Source organism: Clostridium grantii DSM 8605 (assembly GCF_900129965.1).
In the GTDB taxonomy this organism is placed as follows: domain Bacteria; phylum Bacillota; class Clostridia; order Clostridiales; family Clostridiaceae; genus Clostridium_AF; species Clostridium_AF grantii.
The window spans coordinates 207872-232383 of the sequence record NZ_FQXM01000007.1; the positions used below are offsets into that span (position 1 = coordinate 207872).

The following is a 24512-nucleotide window of genomic DNA, read 5'->3' on the forward strand; positions in this document are numbered from 1 at the left end:
TCCATGCCCGCCTGCTGTTTCCCAATAAAATTACAATTACAGTAAAATCGTAATGAAAATATTATACTACTTTCTGTATTTTGTATTTTTTACCAATATTATATATATAATTTATAGGCATAGCGGGGCGGCTTGGAAACCGCCCACTACGAGTTAGTTCATCTTTTTTCTCAAAGACGTATCAAAACTCAAATATTTATAAAATTTAAATAGGAGTGAAACTTATGAGTGATGTAATTGATTTTAATGACATTAAGAATAAAGTTAAAGATAAAGATGTGGAAAAATTTGAAGAATATATATATGCATTGTATTATCAAATGGCAGAGGGAAAACTCAATATATATGAAATGAATGACAAGGTAAATGAATATGTAAAAAATAATAATATTTCTCAAGAAAAGTTTTTAAATATCCAGAAGAAATTTTTAGATAAAATTTCTAAAGAATATGGAATAGATATGAAATCTGTAGAAGAACAAATGAAATCTATGGGGATTGATACAAATACTTTCGGTTTTTCTGGAGGAGAGATTGATTACGATAAAGTTGCTAATGAATTAAGGTTTGAAGAAAAATATAAAGGCAAGCTAGAAAAAAAACTTTTGAATAATATGGTCATCAAAAATAGTAAAAATGATTTAAAGATAATTCTAGATAATGAAAATGTGATTTTATTTAGTGAGAAAAAAATAGAATTGGTAGACGGTGAACTAAATGATTTTCTTTGTTCTTACAAGAAGAAATTTAATGATGAAGCTATAAAAATAACCTTATGTGAAAATATTAAAACTTATGAATTTTAACTTATAGGTATCTCAGTTGGATATCTATGGTATAAGCTGAAAGCTACAATTGTTTCAGCTTATTTTCTTTTAAAATTAATTTATGAAATTTAGTAAATACTAATAATTAATAGATTTGAGAAATAACTATTAACGAGTTGTAAAAAAAAAGCTTGAATTAGAACGGAATAGATATTATGGAGTATAATTATTATTAGTAAAAATTTTATGAAATTTATTTTATGGGGAAGAGTGTTATGATGATTGTATTTATATTTCTGATTGTATTTTCGCCATACTTATCCATAATAAGTGTTGGTACTGGGGCTTATTTCTCAATTAAAAATAAAAGAAAAATTTTTAATAATATTTGGAACGTATCTATGATATTCTTAGTAGCCTGGTCTATTGTTTCTGGTATTGTTAATAAAAACTACTTATCTTTTGGGGCATCCCTAATTATTTTATTATTCGCATTTATGGGTATAGGTTTAGAAGAAAACTTTTCTAAAGAAGAAAAGATTAATAAGTTATTAAAATATGCATTATTTATATCAATAGGATCAGCTTTTGTAGGTATACTTGAGAAAATCACACCTATCCAACATATACCTGGATGGTGGGAATATTTATTTGGAATTTATCAGTTTGGTGCTAAAAAGGTTAGTCCACGAATTACAGGTACTTTTGGAAACCAAAATGTTGCAGGTACTTGGTATAGTACTATTCTGTTGATATCTTTATACTTTTATTTTAGTGCTAAAGGGAGAAGTAGGAAATTACATGGAGCATTGATTTTATTATTTTCTGTAGTACTTATTTTGACAGGGTCAAGAGGAGCAATTCTGGGTTTGATAGCTGGATTAATTGCTTATATTTATTTTACTGGAAATTTAAAAAAAGCTTGGGGAATTTCAATAGCTTTAATTACTGGTATTATAATTATGTTTAAATTCCCCAAATATTTTCCGAGAGGGGATATATTATATCTTTCTTTAGATAAAAGGGGTTTAATATATGAAAAATCTTTAGAAATGATTTTAGAAAAGCCATTTACAGGATGGGGATTCTTAGGCACATATATATATCCAGGACTTAAAGAATTTCATTCTCACAATATTTTACTTACAATAGGATCATCTTTAGGTTTTGTTGGATTAACTATTTTTGTTTTTATGAATTATTATTTAATAAAAGAAATTTTTTATTTAAAGCAAAATAAATATGCTTTAACACCTCTATTTGCTTCAATAATTACATTAATATTTGTACAAGGAATTTTCGATTGTACTATAGTAAATCCACAAGCAGGAATTATATATTTTGGGTTAGCATCCATAATTAATGGGGTAGCTTATGAACATAAATTCTTATGGGCATCAAATTATTCAATAGGATCTATACTTTCGCCAATAAAAAAACGTATATCTGTTGACTTGGATAAATAAATTTAGAAAATATAATTGATTTGAAAATTGAAAAGCCTAAAGGAATTATCATTTTAAATGATTTGATTCCTTTAGGCTTTTGTTTATTATTTTGTAGAAAATGAAAATTTAGTTTTTGCTTTATAAACATCGCCAGGAGCTAAAATATATGTTGGAAAACTCTCTTTATTTATAGCATCTGGATAATATTGAGTTTCTAAACATAACCCAAGATAGTTACAACTTTTTTTATTGTTTTGTAATTCTAAATCAGTTCCTAAAAAATTTGCAGTGTATAATACTACAGCAGGTTGGTCTGTAGTTACATTAAGAATTCTACCACTTTTTTCATCATAAAGACTAATTGGAGAATCACTAGAAGTATTAAGGAAAAATGGGTGATCATATCCACCTCCATTTTTAATTTGTTGTTCTTTAGAATAAATATCTTGGCTAACAAGTTTTCCATTTCTAAAATCGAAGGCAGTTCCTTCAACATTAACAAATTCTCCAGTTGGTAAAACTTCATCTGTAACAGCACCAAATTTATCTGCATCTATTTTTAGTATGTGAGAAAGAATATTTTCTTTTAAATTACCTGAAAGATTAAAATAACTATGGTTAGTTAATGTTATTATGGTTTTTTTATCTGTTGTAGCAAAATAATTTATTTCTAAGTTATTTGAATTATCAAAAGTATATGTAACAGTTACATTTAAATTTCCTGGGAAACCCATTTCTTTATCTGGACTTAAGCGATTAAATTCTAACGCAATTGAATTATCTTGATAAATTTCTTTAACATCCCAAATAAATTTATCAAAGCCTTTTGGTCCACCGTGAAGGTTGCTTGAATTGTTATTTTTTTCTAGAAGGTAAGTTTCATCATCAATAGTAAACTGAGCTCCTGAAACTCTTCCAGCGATACGGCCAACCAAAGCTCCTAAAAAAGGTGGGTTTTGTTGGTAGTCTTCTATATTACTATATCCAAGAACAACATTTTCAATTTTATTATTTTTATCAGGAACACAAATTTCAGTTATTATTCCACCTAAATTTAATATAGAAACATGACACCCAGAATCATTCATTAACGAATATTCTAAAATATTCTCACCATCATAAGTTTTACCAGCAATTCTTTTTTTGATTTCCATAAGATTCCTCCTAAAATTATATGTATTAGATGTATTACACCTATTAATTAAAATATCTTCTCAATAAAAGTATACTTTTATAAAAGTTACATGTCTATAGAAAAACAATAGATTATATAAGGTTTTCCTTAGATAAATAAGTTAATGCACAATTAGCCATTACAGCAGAAGCTTTAAATAAAACTTCCTCATCAATATCAAAATAAGGACTATGAAGGGGATGAATTATATTTTTATCTTTATTATAAGTGCCTATATTAAAGAATGCACTAGGGATTTTTTCACAGAAGTAGGAAAAATCTTCTCCACCCATAGAAGGAACGGATATTATTTCAACGTTGTTTTCGCCAATTATTTGAGAGGCACCAAGTTTTATAATATCTGTCATCTTATTATCGTTGATAACTGGAGGGTAATATCTATCATATATAAATTCATATTCAGCACCGTATATTGAAGTGATTCCTTTGATTACGTTCTCCATTTGTTCAGGAACTTGATTTCTTTTTTCGGTAGTTAAAGTTCGTACAGTTCCAACTAGTTCAGCTTCTTCGGGAATTATATTGTGAGCACTTCCAGAATTAAACATTCCTACAGTTATAACTACTGGCTCAACAGGATTTGTCATTCTGCTTACAATAGTTTGAAATCCATTATATATTTGATTTGCTATATTAATAGGGTCAATAGTAGTGTGAGGCATGGCACCATGACCACCTTTTCCTTTGATAATTAATTTAAACATATCTGGAGCCGCCATCATAGAGCCGTATTTGATTCCAATTTTGCCGGATTCAATTGAAGGCCAAATATGAGCACCAATAGCAGCATCTACTTTTGGGTTATCTAAAATACCGGCTTCAATCATTCTTTCAGCACCACCATGACTTTCTTCGGCAGGTTGAAAACAAAATTTAATGTTGCCGTGAATATTTTCTTTCATATTACTTAAGAGCATAGCAGTACCTAAAAGCCAAGTCACATGAGCATCATGTCCACATGCATGCATTTTTCCAGGAAAAGTTGATTTGTAAGCTACGTTATTTAACTCATCCATTTCTAAACAATCCATATCAGCTCGTAGCAAAACAGTTTTACCAGGGTGATTCCCTTTTAGAAGTGCACTAACACCTGTTATTCCTACATTAGTTTGAACATCTAAACCTAAATTTTTTAATTTATTTGCAACCAAAGTTGATGTTCTAACTTCTTTTAAACCCGTTTCAGGATGGGCATGGATATCCCTTCTAATTTTTATTAATTCATCTTTGATTTTGTAAGCTTCTTCAAGTAGTTTATCAGCCATAATTACCTCCATTATATTAATTAATTAGATTTAAACAAATTTTTTTATAAATGATTTAAGCTTATTGCTCATTTTCTCATTGAATAATTATAGATATTACATTCTAGCACAGAAAGTTTTAAAAACCAATAATAACAATAATTACAAAATCAATTATTAATATTGGAATTATGAACGAATTTAAAAAAATAACAATTACTACTTGCATGATTATACAAGCTAGTGTATAATCATAAATGATAAAAGTTAAGTTTAGGGGGAAAAATTCATGAGAAAAATTATTACAATATTTATGCTTGCTATTTTAACATTTACTTTAGCAGCTTGTGGAAGTAAAACTAATACTAATACAACTAATAATGGTAATACAAAAAATGAAGAGCAAGTTGCTGAGCAAACTGCTTACGATAAAATTATTGAAAAAGGTGTTATGACTGTAGGAAATAGTCCTGATTATCCACCTTTTGAAACAATTGATGAAAAAACTGGAGAAGTTGTTGGCTTTGATATTGATTTAATGAATGCTGTTGGAGAAAAACTTGGTGTTGAAATTGAATTAAAACAAATGAGTTTTGATACAATCATTACAGCGGTTAAAGGAGAACAAGTTGATTTAGGATGGTCTGGGTTTTCAATAACACCTGAGAGACTAGAAGCAGTTGACATGTCAGATCCTTATCTTGAAGGTGGTCAAGTAATAGTTACAACTAAAGATTCAGGTATTACATCTGCCGCAGATTTAAATGGAGAGAAAGTTGCAGTTGGTATAGGTTCTACTTGTGCTGAAGCTGCTAAAACTATAGAAGGTGCTGATGTTCTTGAACTTGATGATTTTAATGTAGGGTTCGTTATGGTTAAGAACAAAAACATAAAAGCTACTGTAGCAGATATATCTGTTGCTAATGAATATGTAGCTAGTGATGATAGTTTTATTATAGTTGGAGAACCATTAACAGTTGAAAAAACAGCAATTGTTGCTAAAAAGGGTAGCGATAAATTAATGGAAGAAATCAACAAAGTTTTAAAAGAATTAACAGAAGATGGAACGATTGATTCTCTAAAAGAAAAATGGGGAGTTATTTAATAAAAATTGAAATATAGAAAATAATATATAAAGTAAGGGCAATTATTATAATTGCCCATTTTTTCACGAAATGGAGGAAATAGCTTTGGAAGGGTTTTTGAAGGTTTGGGAATTTAAAAGTTTTTTGTTGCAAGGAACAATTATTACATTACAGATGACTATTGGAGCTTTAATCATAGGCATAATTTTAGGTATGATTGTTGGAATGGCTAGAATATCTAGAAATAAGATAGCAAAATCATTAGCAGGAGTTTATTTAACTATTATTAGAGGAACTCCAATGTTATTACAGATTTTATTTATATTTGTAGGAATACCACAAGTTACACTTTTATTAACAGGTACATCTATTTCATTTGACCCAGTTATGGCTGGTACAATTGGTATTGGTATAAATAGTGCTGCATATGTAGCAGAAATAATACGCTCAGGAATTCAATCCATAGATCAAGGGCAAATGGAAGCAGCTCGTTCTTTAGGACTTACTCATAATCAAGCTATGAAACACATTATTTTACCGCAAGCATTTAGAAATATAATTCCGCCTCTTGGAAATGAAGCTATAGTATTATTGAAAGATACTTCTCTAGTTTCAGCTATTGGAGGACGTGAATTAATGAACTCCGCAAAAATAATGGGCGCAAAATTCTATATGTATGCAGAATTTTTGGTGGGTGCAGCTATAGTTTACCTTATATGTACCTTCTTTATTTCGAATGTTGTAAGTTATACTGAAAGGAGATTAAAAGCAAATGATTAATATTATTGGTTTGCATAAAAAATTTAATCAACTTCATGTGCTAAAAGGTATAGACAATCATATATCACAAGGTGAAGTTGTGGTAGTAATTGGTCCATCAGGTTCGGGTAAAAGCACATTTTTAAGATGCCTTAATTTATTGGAGGAGCCTACAGAAGGAGAAATTATTTTTGAGGGAAATTCAATAACAGATAAAAAAAGTGATATAAATAAATTAAGACAAAAGATGGGGATGGTTTTTCAACAATTTAATTTATTTCCTCATATGAGTGTTTTGGAAAATATTATGCTAGCTCCTACGAAAACAAAAGGTGTTTCAAAGGAAACGGCTAAGAAAAAAGCAATGGAATTATTAGCAAGAATCAATCTTTCAGATAAAGCAGACGCTTATCCAAAACAATTGTCTGGAGGTCAAAAACAAAGAATTGCTATAGTTAGAGCATTAGCAATGGAACCAGATGTGATGCTATTTGATGAGCCTACATCAGCCCTTGATCCAGAAATGGTAGGAGAAGTTCTTAAAGTTATGAAAGAACTAGCAGCAGAAGGAATGACAATGGTTGTGGTAACTCATGAAATGGGATTTGCTAGAGAAGTAGCAGACCGAGTTATATTTATGGATGAAGGAATTATTGCAGAAGAAGGAACGCCAGAACAAATATTTTCCAGTCCTAAAAATCCAAGAACAAAAGAATTCTTAAGTAAAGTACTATATTAATATAATTGTTTTTTGTCTCTAATTTCGTTATTTGTAGGGGCGGGCTTCCATGCCCGCCCTATTTTAATAATCCTTTATGCACTTACCTAGATAATTTTCTAGCAAGTTCCATTAATTTATCAATAGAGTGTTCATAAAACATTTCATAGCTTTCACAAAAGTAATTTAAACCAGGAGTATTTTCTTTAAAAGGTTCTTTATTTCTACGACATCCACCTCTACATAATCGAAGCCATTTACATTGTTTACATTTATCATCTACATGAGTAGATATATTAACAAATTTATTACCCAATGGATTTGATTGAATGTCTACTATAGTATTTTCATTTAGATTTCCAAGTTTCCATTCGTCAATAACATAAAAGTCGCAAGGGTAAACACTACCATCAGATTCTACTACCATTTGGCAAGAACAAATGCCCTTCATATCACAAGATTCTGGAGGCTGTCCTAAAAGCATTCCAACTATATTATCAAAGTATCTAATGCTGACAAAATCATTGTTTATAACATCCTTATACCAATTATCGAAAAGTGAAGTTAAAAATTTACCATATGCTTGTGGAGTCAATGAAAAGTTATGTTGTCCTTGAATTTCTCCTAATGGGTCAAGGCAAGGGATAAATTGTAGATATTTAAAATTGTTTTTCTTGAAAAACTTATAAATTTTATCAGCATGGCGAGCAGTTATAGCATTTACAACAACTAATATATTATAGTCAACCTCATATTTAGTTAATAAGTCTATAGATTTCATGATTTTGTTGAATGATCCTTTGTTTAAAGAATCAACTCTATTTAAATCATGTATTTCTTTATAACCATCAAGAGAAACTCCTACTAAAAAATTGTTTTCATTTAAGAATTTAGCCCAATTTTCATCTATAAGCATACCATTTGTTTGAAGTGCGTAACTGATAGGAATATTATTAAGGTTATGTTTTTTTACAAGCTCAATTAAATGAAGATAAAAATCTAAACCGGCAAGAGTTGGTTCTCCACCTTGAAAAGCAAATAAAATAGAACTTGGCTCATGATTCATAGCTTTTATAATTAAATTCTCTAAGGTATCATAAGTCATAATACCATAAGAAGATTTTTCCCTATTTTCGGATAAAGAGTGATAAAAGCAATATTTGCATCTTAAATTACAAAGACTTGAAGCAGGTTTTACTAAAAAACTCATTGGTTTATTCATTATATGCTCCTCCTATAAAACAACAACTTATAAATAGATTTTTTAAAACAAAACTTATAATAAAATTATATCATTGTTAAAGATAATGGCAAGAAATTGGTTTATATTTGATTAATTAATTACATTTCACTTGAAATATTTCAAATTAATTCTATAATAGTAAAGAGAAAGAGGTGTAAGTTATGAAAAACAAGAATTTATTTATGGTTAGTTTAATTTTGGTAGTTATATTATTTAGTGGATGTAGTTCTAACAACAATGAAAATAATTCTAAGAAAACTAATAATTCTACCTTAACTAATGAAAAGCAGGAAATTGTACAGGCATTAGAAAGTATCAATGTTATCACACCAGCAGGAAGTCCAACTTTAAGTGGAGTGAAAATGTTTTATGATACAACAGAATTAGATAACACAGTGATAAATTATGCAATGACTTTGACTACAGATGAACTTAGTGCAAAGTTATTAGCTGGAGAAGCAGATTTTGCAGTAGTACCTACAAATTTAGCGGCTAAATTATATAATAAGGGAGTGGAATATAAGATTGTTGCTCCTGTAGTGTGGGGAAACTTATATTTGATAAGTAGTGAGGAAATTAATAGTTATGAAGAATTAAAAGGAAAAGAAATTTTTACTATAGGAAAAGGATTGACTCCAGATATAGTATTAAATTATTTATTAAAAGAGAATAATATAGATGGAGAAAATGATGTTAAGTTAACATATTTAAGTGGAGCATCTGAATTAGCTTCAAATTTTATAGCGGGGAAAAGTAGTATAACAATTATGCCAGAACCTATGCTAACAATACTTAAAAGTAAAAATATTAAATATAATTTAGTAATGGATTTGCAAAAGGAATGGAATAAAATTAATGGAACCGAATATGGATATCCTCAAGCTTCTTTGATAGTTAAATCAGATTTAGTAGAAACAAATAAAGATTTTGTACTTAAATTTACTGAAGAATTTAAAAAAGCTGTTGAATGGGTTGAAAATGAGCCAGAAAAAGCTGGTGAGTATTATGAAAAATTAAATGATAGCATGAAAAGTGATGTAACAGCAAAATCAATACTTGGATCTAATATAAAATACAAGAGTGCACAGGATTCTCAAAAAGAAATAGAACAATACTTAGAAATATTGAAAGAATATGATGGTGATTCTATAGGAGGAAAACTTCCAGATGAAGGATTCTACTTTAAATAATAAAATCATTAATTATTTTAAAGGAAAAGGATACTTGACTATATTTTTCATGTGTTTTTTTATCTTATGGAAGGGATTATCGGTTTTTATAGGGAAAGAGATAATCCTTCCTTCCCCAGAAACCACATTATTTAAAATATTAGAATTAATGGGAGAAAAAGATTTTTTGATTATAGTATTTAGTACTATAAAAAGAACTATCATTAGTTTTGGATTAGCTTTCTTGTTTGCAATTTTTCTAGGGTTCTTATCTAGTAAGTACAAAACTATCCAATTAATTATGGGCAGCATGGTTTCTATTATAAGAAGTTTGCCTACAATGGCAATTATTATACTTTCATTAATATGGCTTGGTGGAGAAAAATCCCCAATTCTTATTGGTTTCATTGTGGTGTTTCCTATTTTATATAGTAATATAATTGAAGGTATAAAAGAAGTAGATAATAAATTGATGGAAATGGCCAAAATTTATAATGTTAATAGAAAAGATATAATTTTAAATATTTACTTACCTTCTATTAAAAATTATTTATTTGCTGGTATAAATGCAGCACTTGGTCTTGCTTTTAAAGTTATGATATCGGCAGAAGTTATGGCACAACCAAAGTATGCCATGGGAACGAGGCTTTATATAGAGAAAATAAACTTAGAAATGAGTGGAGTTTTTGCATGGGCAATAATTTTAGTATTAATATCTTTTGTATTTGATGGAATACTGAAAAAAATATTTAGAAGTTATAAAGTTCAAACATAAAATAAGCAAAGAAAGTGATGAAAATATGAAGATAGTTGACTTACATAAAAAGTACAATGATTTATATGTTTTGAAAAATCTAAATATGGAAATATCAGAGCAAAAAATATGCGCAATTATGGGACCTTCAGGATGTGGGAAAACAACCCTTCTTAATATTATCGCTTCAATTATAGAAAAAGATCAAGGGAAATTGATTGAAATTGAGGATAAGAAAAAGAGTTATCTTTTTCAGGAACCTAGATTGATACCTTGGAAAACTGTGTATGAGAATATTGGATTTGTTTTAAAAGGTAATTATAATAAAATAAAAGCAAATGAAATCATCCATGAAACCTTAAAAGATATGGAGTTAGAAGAATTCAAATATTTTTATCCGGATAAGTTAAGTGGTGGAATGCGACAAAGGGTAGCACTTGCTAGAGCTTTTTCTTATCCCTGTGATATATTACTAATGGACGAGCCTTTTAAATCTTTGGATTTGGAATTAAGGTATAATTTGATGTTAAGATTTATGAAGATGTGGAAAAAGCAAAAACCTACGGTTATATTTGTAACGCATGATATTCAAGCAGCTGTGATGTTAAGCGATTATATTTATATATTATCAAATAAACCTACTAAAGTATGTGAAATTATAGAAAATAATATTCCTATTAAGGAAAGATATTTTTATAATAAAGAATTTCTTCAACTAGAAAAAACATTGTATAACAAGTTGATAAAAATCAGTGATTATATTATTGAAAAATAAAGTTTTAATCATAAAACTAAAAGGTTTTTCGTAAAATAATAATATATACTTATATCATTTTATAAAAAAGGGGAGACTTTTGTATATACCAAATAATAAAATGAATTTTATTTATATCTTAATTTTAGTAGGAGTAGTATTTGTACTTTTTGAGGTACTTTTTGAGATACTATTTGAACAACTAATAGGATATTATAAAGAAAGATATAAGCTAAATGTATTACGAAAAAAAACTAGAAGAATAAAAATTTCAACAAAAGCAACAGGTGATTATAGAAAAGAATTTTCAAAAATACTTAAAAATGAAATTTTAATTGGAAGAGGAAATATAGCACAAGTAAGAATAAATGATGTTTATATGTCATCAGCTCATTGCAAAGTTATACTTGAAAACAATACAGTGTATGTTGAGGATTTAAAATCAACAAGAGGAACATATTTGAATGGGAAAAAAGTAAATGAACATGCAGTTTTAAGAAATGAAGATGTTTTAGTAGTAGGAAGTACTGAAATAAAGATTAACATTGGGGATTTTTATTGAAAACGAAAGGTATCATCAACAATGAACAGTGAAATGTAAAAAATTATATACTTTGCAGTGAAAACATTACATTGAGCTCAGTAAAACATCCAATCTTTAAAGTTTTTACAATAACTCAATGTAATATGTTTTTTGCAAAGCATTTAACTTAAAAATCACAACAATACCTTATGTTTAAACAATAGTCTTTTTATAAAAGAAAAGAGTTGTATCTAGAAAATATTTTCGAAAAAGTTTTTTAAATCATCTACACTTTCAAAAGAACCCTGTGCTATTTTGTCGCCACCGCCGCCACGACCATTATATTCTTTGATAGTATTTTTATATATTTTGCCGCAATGGAGATTAAAGGTGCCATCATGGGCCAAAAGTATTTTTTTGTCTTTTTCAGAGGCTATGAAAACAACTGTTTTTTTATCTTCCATTATAAAAGAAGCAAGACTTTGTATATCTTCAAAAGATTTATCTTGTAAAAACACTTTAGTAATAGGAAATTCTTCTAAATCATTTTTGATACTAGAATTATAAGATATGTTTTTTAGTATTTCAGTAGCTTCATCTTTTAATAATAAATTTTTAATTTTTTTCAATTCTTGAGAAAGTTCTTTTATTTTTTCAGATTGAGATAAAGCTTTTGATTTAATTGAATTTTCATCAGTTGAGTAAATAGTACAAAGATCGTTAACAATTTTAGATTTATTTTGATAGTCCCTTAAAGCCCTTAAACCGCAATTAAAATAAACTCTTGTCATGCTTTTGTATTTTTCCGCTTTAATTATTTTAATTAAACCAACTTCAGCAGTTCCATTAGGATGAGTACCACAACAAGCAACACAATCCACATTTTCAATAGTTACAATTCTAATATTGGAATCAACTTTTAATTCTTTTCTAAGCGGAAGAGAATCAGCTTTTGATTTATCAACTATATCAAAATGGATAGGGTTGTTGTTGAAAATAATTTTATTTGCAGCATCTTCAACTTTTTCTATCATTTCATTAGATATGGTTTTCAAATCCATATCAATAGTTACATAATCTTCTCCCATATGAAAACCATGGTTTCTTGAATTATATAGACTTAAAAAAACGCCTGATAAAATATGTTCCCCACAATGTTGTTGCATTCTATCAAGCCTAACAACCCAATCTAGTTTACATTCAACTGTGGAAATAGGTATATCTTTATCTACCTTATGATAAATAATGTTATCTTTTTCGAAAACCTGTAAAACTTTTGCATCATTTATCCAACCTTTATCGGATAATTGGCCCCCACTTTCAGGAAAAAAAATAGTTTTGTCTAATGTAATTAATATGTCATCATTATTTTTTTCCATATTAATTATATTAGAAGTACAATTAATTAAATATGGATTTTCGTCAAACAATCTAATAGTCAATTTATCACCTCTAAGTATAATATAGTAATTTTAGTTTATCATAGAAGTATGATTCATTTATAATTTGTTCACGAATAATTTACATATAATTATTTATTTATTACATGTGAGTATTTATAGGAATCCCAATCTTAAACTTAATTTATACATTCCTTCAAAAGCTGATATACCAATGAATATATCATAGGTATAAGTTGATTTTCAAGATGGAAACCATATATATAGAAGTTACTTTAACTATTAATTTATATGTATGCTTTGTCTATAGTTAAAACTAAGTTAAAATAATGCAATTTATTATAGCATATCTATCAAAAAAAAAATTTTTAAAATCATTTGCAAGAAAATTGCAATTTCCATAAGTATTTTTATTCAAAAAAATGAATAAATACATTAAAAAATTTAATTAAAGGATTGATATATATGGAATAAAATAAAGCAAAATTTATCGATTAATAAAACAATTTATTAAATATTTATTAAAAAGTAAAAAAATATTGACTCAAAAGTCTATTTAAATTATAATCATATAAGTGAAGAAAAATATCTGAGATATTAATCAAGAAAAATTTGTCAGTGGGGATTAAGATGACAATGAAAGTTTAAAGTTGGATTCATTCAAAAAATGGGAAGGAGTTATATATGTTAAAGTATGTTATTAAGAGATTTATTTCAATGTTCATTACGTTATTTTTTGTAATAACAGTTACTTTCTTTTTAATGCATTCTATTCCAGGCGGGCCATTTACTAGAGAAAGAGCGTTGCCAGCTGGTGTTGAAGCAGCATTAAATGCAAAGTATAATTTAGATGCACCACTATGGGTACAATATGTAGATTACTTAAAAGGAGTAGCTTCACTTGATTTAGGACCTTCATTTCAAAAGGTTGGGGTAGAAGTTAATGATATGATTAAAGATGGATTTCCTACATCAGCTAAAGTGGGAGGCGCGGCAAGTTTATTTATTATTGTTTTAGGTATACCATTAGGTTTAATATCTGCGCTTAAGCAAAACAAATGGCAGGATTACATAGTTTCTTTTATATCAACAATAGGGGTTACAGTACCTAGTTTTGTTGTTGCTACATTGATTATATATGTTTTTAGTTCACAGCTAGGTTGGTTACCATCTAATGGATTAACTTCGGTAAAACATTATATTGGACCAGTAATTGCCTTGGCAGGATTTTCTTTGGCTTTTGTAGCAAGACTTACAAGATCAAGTATGCTTGAAGTTTTAAGACAAGACTACGTTATGACTGCTAGAGCAAAAGGATTAAGCGAGTTTAAAGTTATAGGAAAACATGCACTTAAAAATGCATTGATACCAGTTGTTACTTATATAGGACCAATGGTAGCAGCGATTTTAACAGGATCTTTTGTAGTTGAAAGAATTTTTGCGATACCTGGAATGGGAAAAATGTTTGTTGAAAGTGTATCAAATAGAGACTATACAGTTATTTTAGGTTCAACTATTTTCTATGCAGCATTCTCAATATTTATGATTTTCCTTGTTGACGTTGCGTATGGAATGATAGATCCGCGTATTAAACTAGAGGATTAGGAGGAAATTTAAAGTGACTGAAGGTAATGTAAATAACAATAAATGGGCACCGATAGATAAAAGTATTTTGGACAATGAAGTTATTGCCAGACCAAGTTTAACATATTGGCAAGATGCTTGGAGAAGATTGAAAAAAAGTCCTTTATCTATGATAGGATTAGTAACTATTGTAATAATATTATTACTTGCAATTTTTGGACCAATGTTGTCTAAGTATTCTTACTCAGAGCAGCAATTGAATTTTGCAAATATACCACCAAAATTTGAAATATATCAAGTTAAGGATAAATTTGTTTATGTTCATCAAGAATATAAATTAATAGAAGTTAGCGAAAAGGGAGAACTTTTACAAAGAGTTGTTGAATCAGAAAAAAATCCTGCAGATAAATATAATGCTTTTGATTTTTATGGTGATGAACTTGTAATTGATTATTCTTATGCAGTGGATAAAAGTGGAACAAATGGAGCTAAGTTTACTTTGGAACTAAATGGAGAAGTACTTCAACCATATGATACAGTAAGCAATAAAAGTTATATGTTAGGAACAGACTCTTTGGGAAGAGATGTTTTAGTAAGAGTACTTTACGGAGCACGTATTTCTTTATTGGTTGCATTTATAGCAACTTTAGTAAACTTAATTATAGGAGTTACTTATGGAGCTATATCTGGATATGAAGGCGGACGTACAGATAATATAATGATGCGTATAGTGGATTTAATAAATACTGTACCGTTGATGTTATATGTTATTTTACTTATGGTTGTTATGGAGGCAGGATTAAAACCTATAATAATTGCGCTAGGTTCCGTTTATTGGGTAAGCATGGCTAGATTGGTTAGAGGACAAGTGCTTTCCTTAAAGGAACAAGAATTCATACTAGCAGCAAGAACACTTGGTGTTTCTAAAAGAAAAATAATCTCAAAACATTTAATTCCAAATGCAATGGGACCTATTATTGTATCTATGACTATGATGATTCCAAGTGCTATATTTACAGAATCATTTTTAAGTTTTATAGGTTTAGGGGTTTCAGCTCCTCAAGCATCTTGGGGAACTTTAGCAAGTGATGCACTTACATCATTGAGATCTTATGGTTATCAATTGTTGTACCCTTCATTAGCTATTTGTATTACCATGTTTGCATTTAATTTTTTAGGTGATGGACTAAGAGACGCATTAGATCCACGTTTGCGTAAATAGAAGAGGAGTTAGTGAGATGGCAGATAAAATATTAGAAATGAAAAACGTTAAAACCTCTTTCTTTACTCATTTAGGTGAAGTTCAAGCAGTTAGAGGAGTTAGCTTTGATGTTCATAAAGGAGAAACTATTGGTATAGTTGGAGAATCAGGCAGTGGTAAAAGTGTAACTGCTAAATCAATAATGAGATTAATAGAGCATCCAGGAAAAATCAAAGAAGGAGAAATTATCTTTAAAGGAGAAAGTGTATTAGATTACTCAAAAGATAAGTTAACTTCAGTTAGAGGAAATGAAATAGCAATGATATTTCAAGATCCAATGACATCTTTAAATCCAGTTTTTAAAGTTGGAGATCAAATAATAGAAGTTTTAAGAAAACATAGAAAATTAAATAAAGCTGATGCAAAAAAAGAAGCTATTGAAATGCTAAGATTAGTAGGAATCCCATCACCAGAAAAAAGAGTAGATAACTATCCTCATGAATTTAGTGGTGGAATGAGACAACGTGCAATGATAGCTATAGCTTTATCATGTCAGCCAGATTTATTAATCGCAGATGAGCCTACAACAGCATTAGACGTTACAATTCAAGCTCAAATTCTTGATTTAATGAATAATTTAAGTGATAAATTAGGAACATCTATAGTATTAATAACTCATGACTTAGGTGTAGTAGCAGAAACTTGTTCTAAAGTTGTGGTTATGTATGGTGGATTAGTTATGGAAGAAGGTAGTGTAGAACAAATATTTAAAAATCCTAGCAATCCATATACATTAGGGTTAATGAAATCTATCCCTAAAGTAGAATCAGGAGAAAAATCTAGATTAATTCCAATAGAAGGTTCACCTCCAGATTTATTAAAACCACCAACTGGATGTCCATTCTGTGCTAGATGTTCATATGCTATGAATATATGTAATGAAGAATTACCTCCATACTTTAATGTTGAAGAAGGTCATAGATCAATGTGTTGGATGCTCCACGAGAATGCACCTGGATTTGACAAGAATAAAGGAGGAGCTACAAATGAGTAAACCAGAGTTAAACAAAGATGCTTTAATTGAAATTAAAGGTTTAAAAAAATATTTCATAAAAAAAGAAGGATTTTTGGGTAATAAAATTAAGTATATTAAAGCAGTTGATGATATTAACTTTTATATAAAAAAAGGTGAAACTTTTGGATTGGTAGGAGAGTCAGGTTGTGGTAAATCTACAACAGGGCGTACTATAATTAAATTATATGAGCCTACAGCAGGAAAAATAATATTTGATGGAAAAGATATAAGTAAATTGTCTGAAAAGGAAATGAAACCTTATAGAAAAAGGATTCAAATGATTTATCAAGATCCTTATGCATCTTTAAATACTCGTATGACTGTTGGAGATATTATTGGTGAAGCTATAGATACTCATGATATTGCTAAAGGGGAAGAAAAACAAAATTATATTCATGATCTTTTATCAAAAGTTGGTTTAAGTAAAGAACATGCAAATAGATATCCACATGAATTCAGTGGTGGGCAAAGACAAAGAATAGGTATTGCTAGAGCATTAGCTGTTCAACCTGAGTTTATAATCTGTGATGAACCTATTTCAGCATTAGATGTATCTATTCAAGCCCAAGTAGTTAATATGCTTGAAGACTTACAAAAGGAATTAGGATTAACTTATTTATTTATAGCGCATGATTTATCTATGGTTAAACATATTTCAGATAGAATTGGTGTTATGTATTTAGGAAAAATGGTAGAAGTTGCTACAAGTGATGAGCTATATGAGAATCCAAGTCATCCATATACTCAAGCATTATTATCAGCAATTCCAATACCTGACCCAACAAGTGCAGCTAGTAAAAATAGAGTTATACTTGAAGGTGATGTGCCTAGTCCATTAAATCCGCCTTCAGGATGTAGATTTAGAACTAGATGTCAATATGCTATGGACATCTGTTCTACAGAAGAACCAGTTATGAAGGATCTTGGAAATGGTCATATGGTGGCATGTCATTTAAGATAAGATTTGTGTAATAATTTTTGCAAAATTGTTTAAAATAATATTATTAGTTTAATAAGTGAGGAATACATAAAGTATATTTTCACTATTATAAATAAAAGGGGGATATAAAATGAAAAAGTTTTTATCGATCCTGTTAGCTAGTGTAATGTCAGTGGCATTATTAGCTGGTTGTTCAGGAAAAACAAACAATGAAACAGTAGAAGAAACAAAAGCTCCTGCAACTGCAGAAGAAGTAATGAAGGATCCTAATGTGAGAAAAGCTTTAGCTTACGCTATAGATAGAACAGCGTTAGTTGAAACTGTAACAAAAGGTGGCCAAATTCCAGCTACAGGTTTTGTACCAGTTGGATTATTAGATGCAGAAGGCAATGATTTTAGAAAAACTGCAGGAGACCTTGGTGTTCCTGTAGATAGTTCAAAAGTTGAAGAAGCAAAACAATTACTAGCAGATGCTGGTTACCCAGAAGGAAAGAACTTCCCTTCATTAACAATTTCTTACAATACTTCAGAAGGACACAAAGCAATAGCAGAAGCTATTCAACAAATGTGGAAAGCAAACTTAGGAATAGATGTTAAATTAACAAACGCTGAGTGGGCTGTATTCCAAGAAGATAGAAACAATGGTAACTTCGAACTTGCTAGAGGTGGTTGGTTAGGTGACTATGCTGACCCATTAACTATGTTAGATATAATGTTATCTACTTCTCCACAAAACAATGGTCAGTGGGTAAATGAAGAATATGATAAATTAATCAATGAAACTAGAAGTACTTCTGGTCAAGAAAGATTCCAAAAATTCTATGATGCAGAAAAAGTAATGATGGAAGATATGCCTGTAATTCCTTTATACTATTATACTGATATCTTAATGGTTAAAGATAATGTTGAAGGTTGGATGAAAACTACAATGGGACAGTTTTACTTTGGTCAAACATCTACTGAAGATGGAGAATTAGCTTGGAACTTAGGTTCTGACCCTAAAACATTAGACCCACAATTAAACTCTGCTTCTGATGGTGGAGACGTTCTTACTAACTTATATGAAGGTTTAATGAGAGACGTAAAAGGTAAAATAGTACCTGCTATGGCTGAAAGCTATGAAGTTTCTGAAGATGGTTTAGTATATACTTTCAAATTAAGAGATGCTAAATGGTCTGACGGAAAAGCTGTAACAGCTGGTGATTTTGTATTTGGATGGAAAAGAGCTATGGACCCTGCAACTGCTTCTGAGTATTCATTTATAATGGAATCAGCTTCTATTAAAGGTGCTGCTGAATTTATAGCTGGAACAGGTACTGCTGATGAAGTTGGCGTTAAAGCTTTAGATGATAAAACTTTAGAAGTTACTTTAACAACTCCTACTGAGTACTTCTTAGGATTAACTGGATTCTATACATTTATGCCAGTAAGAGAAGATGTTGTTGATGCAGAAGGTATTTGGGCTAAAGATCCTGCTAAAGCAATATCTAATGGACCATTCAAATTAGCTGAATATAAATCTGGAGATAAAATAGTTCTTGTTAAAAACGAAAACTACTGGAATGCTGATTCAGTTAAATTAAACACAATTAATGCTTCTATGATAGTTGAAGAATCAACTATGTTAACAGCATACCAAAACAATGAATTAGATATAATAGATACTATGCCAAGTGCTGAAATTGCAAAATTACAAGCAGAAGATCCTACATTTAAAGTATTACCTCAAATCGGTACTTACTATTACATGTTTAATCTTAGATAGTTCTATAATTTATAAAAGAGGAATCTTAAAGATTCCTCTTTTTTTATTGTTTTTAGTATTTTAATTTAATATAATAACAATAGGTATTATATTATAAATAATTCTAAAAAGAGAGATGATATATATGCAAAAGCCTAGAGCACTTAAAAAAGGTGATACTATTTATATAGTTGCACCAGCTAGTCCTACAGAAAAGGAAAAAATTGAACAAGTAAAAAATGCTGTAGAAAATCTTGGATTTAATGTTATTATAGGTGAAAGTTGTGTTGAAGAATTTGCTTACTTATCAGGCAAAGATGAAGTAAGGGCCAGAGATTTGAATAAAGCTTTTAAAGATAACAATGTACATGGTATATTTTGTATGAGGGGTGGGTATGGAACTCCTAGAATATTAGATATGCTTGATTATGATACAATAAAAAATAATCCAAAAGTATTTAATGGATTTAGTGATATAACAAGTTTGCATGTAGCAATTAATCAAAAATCAAATCTTGTAACTTTTCATGGGCCTATGGTGGCGTCTAATATGCTAGAAGATTTTGATGATTTTACAAAAGAAAGTTTTATGAGGACAATTACATTTAATGAAGGTTTTAAAATAGAAAATCCAAGAAAAAAAGAAATTGAAACTTTAGTAGGAGGGAAAGCTGAAGGAGAAATTATAGGTGGAAATTTAACTCTTATTGTTACTAGTTTAGGCACAGAGTATGAAATAGACACTAAAGGCAAATTATTATTTATAGAAGAAATTGGAGAACCACCTTATAAAATAGATAGAATGTTGACTCAATTAAGATTAGCTAATAAGTTTAAAGATGCAACAGGAATTATTTTTGGGGATTTCAATAATTGTATACCTAAAGAAGGACATAAAAGTTTTGAAATTAAAGAACTTATTTCTCAAATAGTTGCTCCCTGTGGAAAGCCAATTGTGTATAATGTGAAATCAGGCCATTGTAAACCTATGATCACATTACCATTTGGAGTAAAAGCTTTACTGGATGCAGATAATGGAGAAATTGTAGTGTTAGAAAATACAGTGAGGTCTTCACTAAGTTAAGAGAAAAAGATTGAAGTTTATTCAGCTTAGAGAAAAAAGATGAACTAACTCGTAGGGGGCGGTTTCCACGCCGCCCCGCTATGCCTATAAATTATATATATAATAATTACATATATAATATTGATAATAATTACATATATAATATTGATAAAAAATACAAAATACAGAAGGGAGTATAATATTTTTATTATGATTTTTCTGTAATTGTAATTTTATTGGGAAACAGCGGGCGGGCATGGAAACCCGCCCCTACAAATAGTTTCTTCGCCTTTTACATTTATTGTGTACAAATAATATTAACTGTCATCTAAACAAACAGCAAAGGGTGGTATAAGTATGGATAATATAAAATCAATTGATAAAGATAGATTATTTCAAGAGATAGATAAAATAATAGATTGGGTTATTGAAGTTAGAAGGGACTTTCACATGAATCCCGAATTGGGCATGGAGGAGTTTAGAACTAACAAAAAGATTACAGAATACTTGACATATATGGGAGTTGAATATAAATCTCCAGTGGCTAAAACAGGTGTTTTAGGTTTGATTTCTGGTAGGAAAAAAAGTTTAAATAATATAAAAACGATAGCATTAAGAGCAGATATGGATGCATTGCCTATATTTGAAGAAAACAAGGTGTCATACAGATCAACTAAGGATGGAATTATGCATGCTTGTGGTCATGATGCACATATGGCTGTTTTGTTAGGTACTGCTAAGATATTAAAGAGTTTAGAAAATGAATTTGATGGAAATATAAAACTTATATTTCAACCAGCAGAAGAAACAGTTGGTGGAGCCAAACCAATGATTGAAGAAGGTGTTATGGAAAATCCTAAAGTAGATGCTATTTTTGGTCTTCATATGGCACCAGAAATTGAAAAAGGAAAAATAGGAATAAGATATGGTAAAAATAACGCTTCTTCAGATACAATTAAGATAATAGTTAGTGGGGAAAGTACTCATGGAGCTTATCCACATTCAGGAATAGATGCTATAGCTATATCAGCACAAATAATAAATTCTATTCAAACCATTGTAAGTAGAAGTATAGCACCTTTAAATTCAGCAGTAGTGACCATAGGGACTATAAACGGAGGAAATAGACCCAATATAATTGCAGACAAAGTAGAAATGATAGGAACAATTAGAACTTTAGATGAAGAAACACGGACTTTGGTCTTAAAAAGAATTAAATCTATGGTGGAAAATATTGCTGAATCAATGGGAGGAAAAGGAGAGTTAGTTTTAGAGGAAGGATATACTGCATTAATAAATGATAATAGTATGGTAGACCTTGTTAGAAATAATGCAGAATATGTTATTGGTACTGAAAATATAAAAGTAATTGAACATCCAAGTTTAGGAGTAGAAGATTTTGCTTATTTTCTTAAAGAAGCAAAAGGAGCTTTTTTTAGATTAGGATGTAGAAATGAAGAAAAAGGCATAGTACATGATGGGCATCATAAGTTATTTGATATAGATGAAGAATCTTTGAAATATGGAATAGCAATACAAGTATTAAATGTTTTAAGTATTTTAGGAGATAGTTAATATAAAGTGCAAAGTAATGCGGGGGAGTATTTTGAAATTAATTATCTTGTGGTGGTGTTAATTTGAGAAAAAAAATATTAAAGATTATAAATGAATATGGTATTAATACCGCAATATATTATAAAAATTTAGAAAATAATAAGAAGTTCACACTTAATGAAAAAGAAAAACTTCCATCAGCAAGTTTAATAAAGCTATTTATTATGTATCACGCTTTTAAAAAAGTATCAGAAGAATCTTTATCCCTAGAGATTCAAATACCAGTGAATAGAAACGATACGGTTGAATATAGCATTATTGAAGCTTTATCCATAGATAAATATAGCTTAGAAGATTTAATTACATTAATGATAATACAAAGTGATAATACGGCAACAAATATTTTGATTAATTATCTTGGAATGAGCAATATAAATGACACAATAAATGAATTATCCATGCAAAAAACAAGCTTAAATAGAAAAATGATGGATTTTTATGCAAGAGAAAATGGCATAGATAATTGGACATCTGCAGAAGATGTAGGTGAATTATTATACAAAATTTATAAAGATGAATTTCGCAATAGTGAACTTAATAAAAAAATATTTGCAATAATGAAAAGACAAATTTTCATGACAATGATACCAAGATATTTGAATGAATCCTATGAAATATTTAATAAAACGGGGGATCTACCAAATATAAATAATGATGCAGCTATAATATTTCATTCGCAAGGAAACTCTATTTTAGTTATTTTGACAAAAGATTGTAAAGATAAATATAAGGCACAAGAATTTGTAGGAAAAGTGGCTAAGATTATTTTGGAAGAAAATATTTAATCATGACTTTCTATGAAAATCAAAATTTATAAAAAATAAAAGGGGAAGATACAATGATCATAAAAGATATAACAACTGAAAGAATTCAAATTCCGTTAAAAAAACCATTTAAGACGGCTCTTCGAACAGTGAGAGTTATGGAGAATATTATTGTAAGAATAACAACTGATGAAGATATTATTGGTTATGGGGCAGCAGCGCCTACTGAGGTTATAACAGGGGATACTATTGGATCAATTATTAATGGAGTAGATCATATTAAATCTAATTTATTGGGTAGAAATGTTGAAGACCTTGAAGAAAATTTACATATATTAAATAATTGCCTTATAGGGAATACTAGTGCTAAAGCAGCTATTGATATTGGACTTTATGATTTATATGCTAAATTGTATAAAGCACCTTTATATAAAATTTTAGGTAATTACAAAAAAACACTTCATACAGATATTACAATTAGTCTTAATGAAGCTGAAGAAATGGCAAGAGATAGTATTGAAGCTATAAATGAAGGATATAAAGTTTTAAAAATCAAAGTAGGTAAAGATGGGAAAAAAGATTTAGAAAGAATGAAGGCTATAAGACAGGCTGTAGGTAAAGACATAAAATTAAGAGTGGATGCTAATCAGGGATGGAAACCAAAAGAAGCAATTTATGCGGTTAATAATATGTTGGATGCAGGGGTAGATATTGAAATTGTGGAGCAACCGGTGTTTGCCAAAGATTTTAAAGGAATGAAAATGGTAACTGATAATGTGCCTATTCCGGTACTAGCTGATGAAAGTGTTTTTTCACCAGAGGATGCTATGGAATTAATTAATATGAGAGCAGCGGATATGATTAATATAAAACTTATGAAGACAGGTGGAATATACAATGCTTTAAAAATAGTATCTATAGCTGAATCAAATGGAATAGAGTGTATGATTGGGTCAATGATGGAAAGTAAAATAGGAGTAAGTGCAGCAGCTCATTTGGCAGGGGCAAAAAGAACTATTATCGATGTAGATTTAGATGTTCCACTATTATGTAAAGAAGAGCCTGTTAATGGAGGCATTATATACAACAAATCAGAAATTACATTTAACAAAGAATTTGGTTTAGGTGTAATAGGATTAAAATAAAATAGACTCTCGGAATAAATTGAAAATAACATTAAAAAAAGTAATAAATTAACTGGGAATTCTATTTGTGTTCTAAAAGTAGCTTAATTTAGTATTCAATTTGTAAAAAAGGGCATGGCAAATAAACCTACGAGGTTGAATTTTTTTTAAATTCTTTAAAACCATAGATTAGTTAAAAATAATTTTTTTAAGATCTAAAGAATCATTATTATGGCTCTGCCAAGCATCAATGTGCTGGCACATCATGATTGCATAAGTACGGATATACCACATTTTAGTAGAACGATGGCGACCATCTTCTAAGTGATAATCTATTTTTTCAC

The 24512-nt window shown here is 29.3% G+C and carries 22 protein-coding genes; 18 read left to right on the forward strand and 4 right to left on the reverse strand.

Annotation, left to right across the window (positions count from 1 at the left end):
* Nucleotides 1-224: 224 nt before the first annotated feature.
* On the forward strand, nucleotides 225-806 hold the full coding sequence (locus BUB83_RS08425; protein ID WP_073338011.1) for a DUF3867 family protein: 582 nt from the start codon (nucleotides 225-227) through the stop codon (nucleotides 804-806).
* 236 nt (nucleotides 807-1042) lie between these two features.
* A complete protein-coding gene (locus tag BUB83_RS08430) occupies nucleotides 1043-2233 on the forward strand; it encodes an O-antigen ligase family protein (RefSeq protein WP_073338012.1) in 1191 nt (396 codons plus the stop codon).
* A gap of 86 nt (nucleotides 2234-2319) precedes the next feature.
* Here BUB83_RS08430 and BUB83_RS08435 read toward each other — a convergent pair whose 3' ends face one another.
* Nucleotides 2320-3369 (reverse strand): aldose epimerase family protein, encoded by a 1050-nt coding sequence (locus BUB83_RS08435; protein WP_073338013.1) that lies wholly within the window; start codon nucleotides 3367-3369, stop codon nucleotides 2320-2322.
* A gap of 112 nt (nucleotides 3370-3481) precedes the next feature.
* Nucleotides 3482-4675: a M20 metallopeptidase family protein gene (locus BUB83_RS08440; RefSeq protein ID WP_073338014.1), complete on the reverse strand. Its 1194-nt coding sequence runs from the start codon at nucleotides 4673-4675 to the stop codon at nucleotides 3482-3484.
* Between the two features lie 268 nt (nucleotides 4676-4943).
* On the opposite strand from BUB83_RS08440, the gene BUB83_RS08445 reads away from it, so the two are divergent.
* From BUB83_RS08445 to BUB83_RS08455, 3 genes are all read left to right on the forward strand, one after another.
* Nucleotides 4944-5759, forward strand: a complete 816-nt coding sequence (locus BUB83_RS08445) for a transporter substrate-binding domain-containing protein (protein ID WP_073338015.1) — start codon at nucleotides 4944-4946, stop codon at nucleotides 5757-5759.
* An 85-nt stretch (nucleotides 5760-5844) separates the two neighbouring features.
* Complete coding sequence (locus BUB83_RS08450; RefSeq protein WP_200801454.1) at nucleotides 5845-6519, forward strand: amino acid ABC transporter permease; 675 nt, start codon at nucleotides 5845-5847, stop codon at nucleotides 6517-6519.
* Nucleotides 6512-7237 (forward strand): amino acid ABC transporter ATP-binding protein, encoded by a 726-nt coding sequence (locus BUB83_RS08455; RefSeq protein WP_073338017.1) that lies wholly within the window; start codon nucleotides 6512-6514, stop codon nucleotides 7235-7237. Before BUB83_RS08450 ends, BUB83_RS08455 begins: the two co-directional genes overlap by 8 nt.
* 82 nt (nucleotides 7238-7319) lie before the next feature.
* Here BUB83_RS08455 and BUB83_RS08460 read toward each other — a convergent pair whose 3' ends face one another.
* The gene (locus BUB83_RS08460) at nucleotides 7320-8438 is read right to left on the reverse strand and encodes an anaerobic sulfatase maturase (RefSeq protein WP_073338018.1); all 1119 of its coding nucleotides are present in this window, start codon (nucleotides 8436-8438) and stop codon (nucleotides 7320-7322) included.
* Nucleotides 8439-8620: 182 nt separating this feature from the next.
* On the opposite strand from BUB83_RS08460, the gene BUB83_RS08465 reads away from it, so the two are divergent.
* From BUB83_RS08465 to BUB83_RS08480, 4 genes are all read left to right on the forward strand, one after another.
* Nucleotides 8621-9649, forward strand: coding sequence for an ABC transporter substrate-binding protein (locus BUB83_RS08465; protein WP_073338019.1), 1029 nt, complete (start codon nucleotides 8621-8623; stop codon nucleotides 9647-9649).
* Nucleotides 9627-10403 (forward strand): ABC transporter permease, encoded by a 777-nt coding sequence (locus BUB83_RS08470; RefSeq protein ID WP_073338020.1) that lies wholly within the window; start codon nucleotides 9627-9629, stop codon nucleotides 10401-10403. The genes BUB83_RS08465 and BUB83_RS08470 overlap by 23 nt, the downstream gene beginning before the upstream one ends.
* Nucleotides 10404-10428: 25 nt before the next feature.
* Nucleotides 10429-11157: an ABC transporter ATP-binding protein gene (locus tag BUB83_RS08475; RefSeq protein ID WP_073338021.1), complete on the forward strand. Its 729-nt coding sequence runs from the start codon at nucleotides 10429-10431 to the stop codon at nucleotides 11155-11157.
* Nucleotides 11158-11236: 79 nt separating this feature from the next.
* Nucleotides 11237-11698 (forward strand): FHA domain-containing protein, encoded by a 462-nt coding sequence (locus BUB83_RS08480; RefSeq protein ID WP_073338022.1) that lies wholly within the window; start codon nucleotides 11237-11239, stop codon nucleotides 11696-11698.
* A 212-nt stretch (nucleotides 11699-11910) separates the two neighbouring features.
* Here the strand turns inward: BUB83_RS08480 and BUB83_RS08485 are convergent, their stop codons facing one another.
* A complete protein-coding gene (locus BUB83_RS08485) occupies nucleotides 11911-13101 on the reverse strand; it encodes an alanyl-tRNA editing protein (RefSeq protein WP_073338023.1) in 1191 nt (396 codons plus the stop codon).
* Nucleotides 13102-13743: 642 nt separating this feature from the next.
* Between BUB83_RS08485 and BUB83_RS08490 the strand changes: the two genes are divergently transcribed.
* The 9 genes from BUB83_RS08490 (at nucleotide 13744) to BUB83_RS08530 (ending at nucleotide 24189) form a co-directional block, all read left to right on the forward strand.
* Entirely contained in the window at nucleotides 13744-14664 is a 921-nt protein-coding gene (locus BUB83_RS08490; protein WP_073338024.1) for an ABC transporter permease, read from the forward strand.
* A gap of 13 nt (nucleotides 14665-14677) precedes the next feature.
* The gene (locus BUB83_RS08495; RefSeq protein ID WP_073338025.1) at nucleotides 14678-15865 is read left to right on the forward strand and encodes an ABC transporter permease; all 1188 of its coding nucleotides are present in this window, start codon (nucleotides 14678-14680) and stop codon (nucleotides 15863-15865) included.
* Between the two features lie 16 nt (nucleotides 15866-15881).
* Nucleotides 15882-16898 (forward strand): ABC transporter ATP-binding protein, encoded by a 1017-nt coding sequence (locus BUB83_RS08500; protein ID WP_073338026.1) that lies wholly within the window; start codon nucleotides 15882-15884, stop codon nucleotides 16896-16898.
* On the forward strand, nucleotides 16891-17880 hold the full coding sequence (locus BUB83_RS08505; protein WP_073338027.1) for an ABC transporter ATP-binding protein: 990 nt from the start codon (nucleotides 16891-16893) through the stop codon (nucleotides 17878-17880). The genes BUB83_RS08500 and BUB83_RS08505 overlap by 8 nt, the downstream gene beginning before the upstream one ends.
* 109 nt (nucleotides 17881-17989) lie before the next feature.
* Nucleotides 17990-19624 carry a peptide ABC transporter substrate-binding protein gene (locus BUB83_RS08510; RefSeq protein WP_073338028.1) on the forward strand — a complete coding sequence of 545 codons (1635 nt, stop codon included), beginning with the start codon at nucleotides 17990-17992 and terminating at the stop codon, nucleotides 19622-19624.
* A 124-nt stretch (nucleotides 19625-19748) separates the two neighbouring features.
* Nucleotides 19749-20687, forward strand: a complete 939-nt coding sequence (locus BUB83_RS08515) for a S66 peptidase family protein (RefSeq protein ID WP_073338029.1) — start codon at nucleotides 19749-19751, stop codon at nucleotides 20685-20687.
* Between the two features lie 336 nt (nucleotides 20688-21023).
* On the forward strand, nucleotides 21024-22241 hold the full coding sequence (locus tag BUB83_RS08520) for a M20 metallopeptidase family protein (RefSeq protein WP_073338030.1): 1218 nt from the start codon (nucleotides 21024-21026) through the stop codon (nucleotides 22239-22241).
* Nucleotides 22242-22303: 62 nt separating this feature from the next.
* Nucleotides 22304-23065, forward strand: coding sequence for a serine hydrolase (locus BUB83_RS08525; RefSeq protein ID WP_073338031.1), 762 nt, complete (start codon nucleotides 22304-22306; stop codon nucleotides 23063-23065).
* 53 nt (nucleotides 23066-23118) lie between these two features.
* Nucleotides 23119-24189 carry a dipeptide epimerase gene (locus BUB83_RS08530; protein WP_073338032.1) on the forward strand — a complete coding sequence of 357 codons (1071 nt, stop codon included), beginning with the start codon at nucleotides 23119-23121 and terminating at the stop codon, nucleotides 24187-24189.
* Nucleotides 24190-24512: the final 323 nt, after the last annotated feature.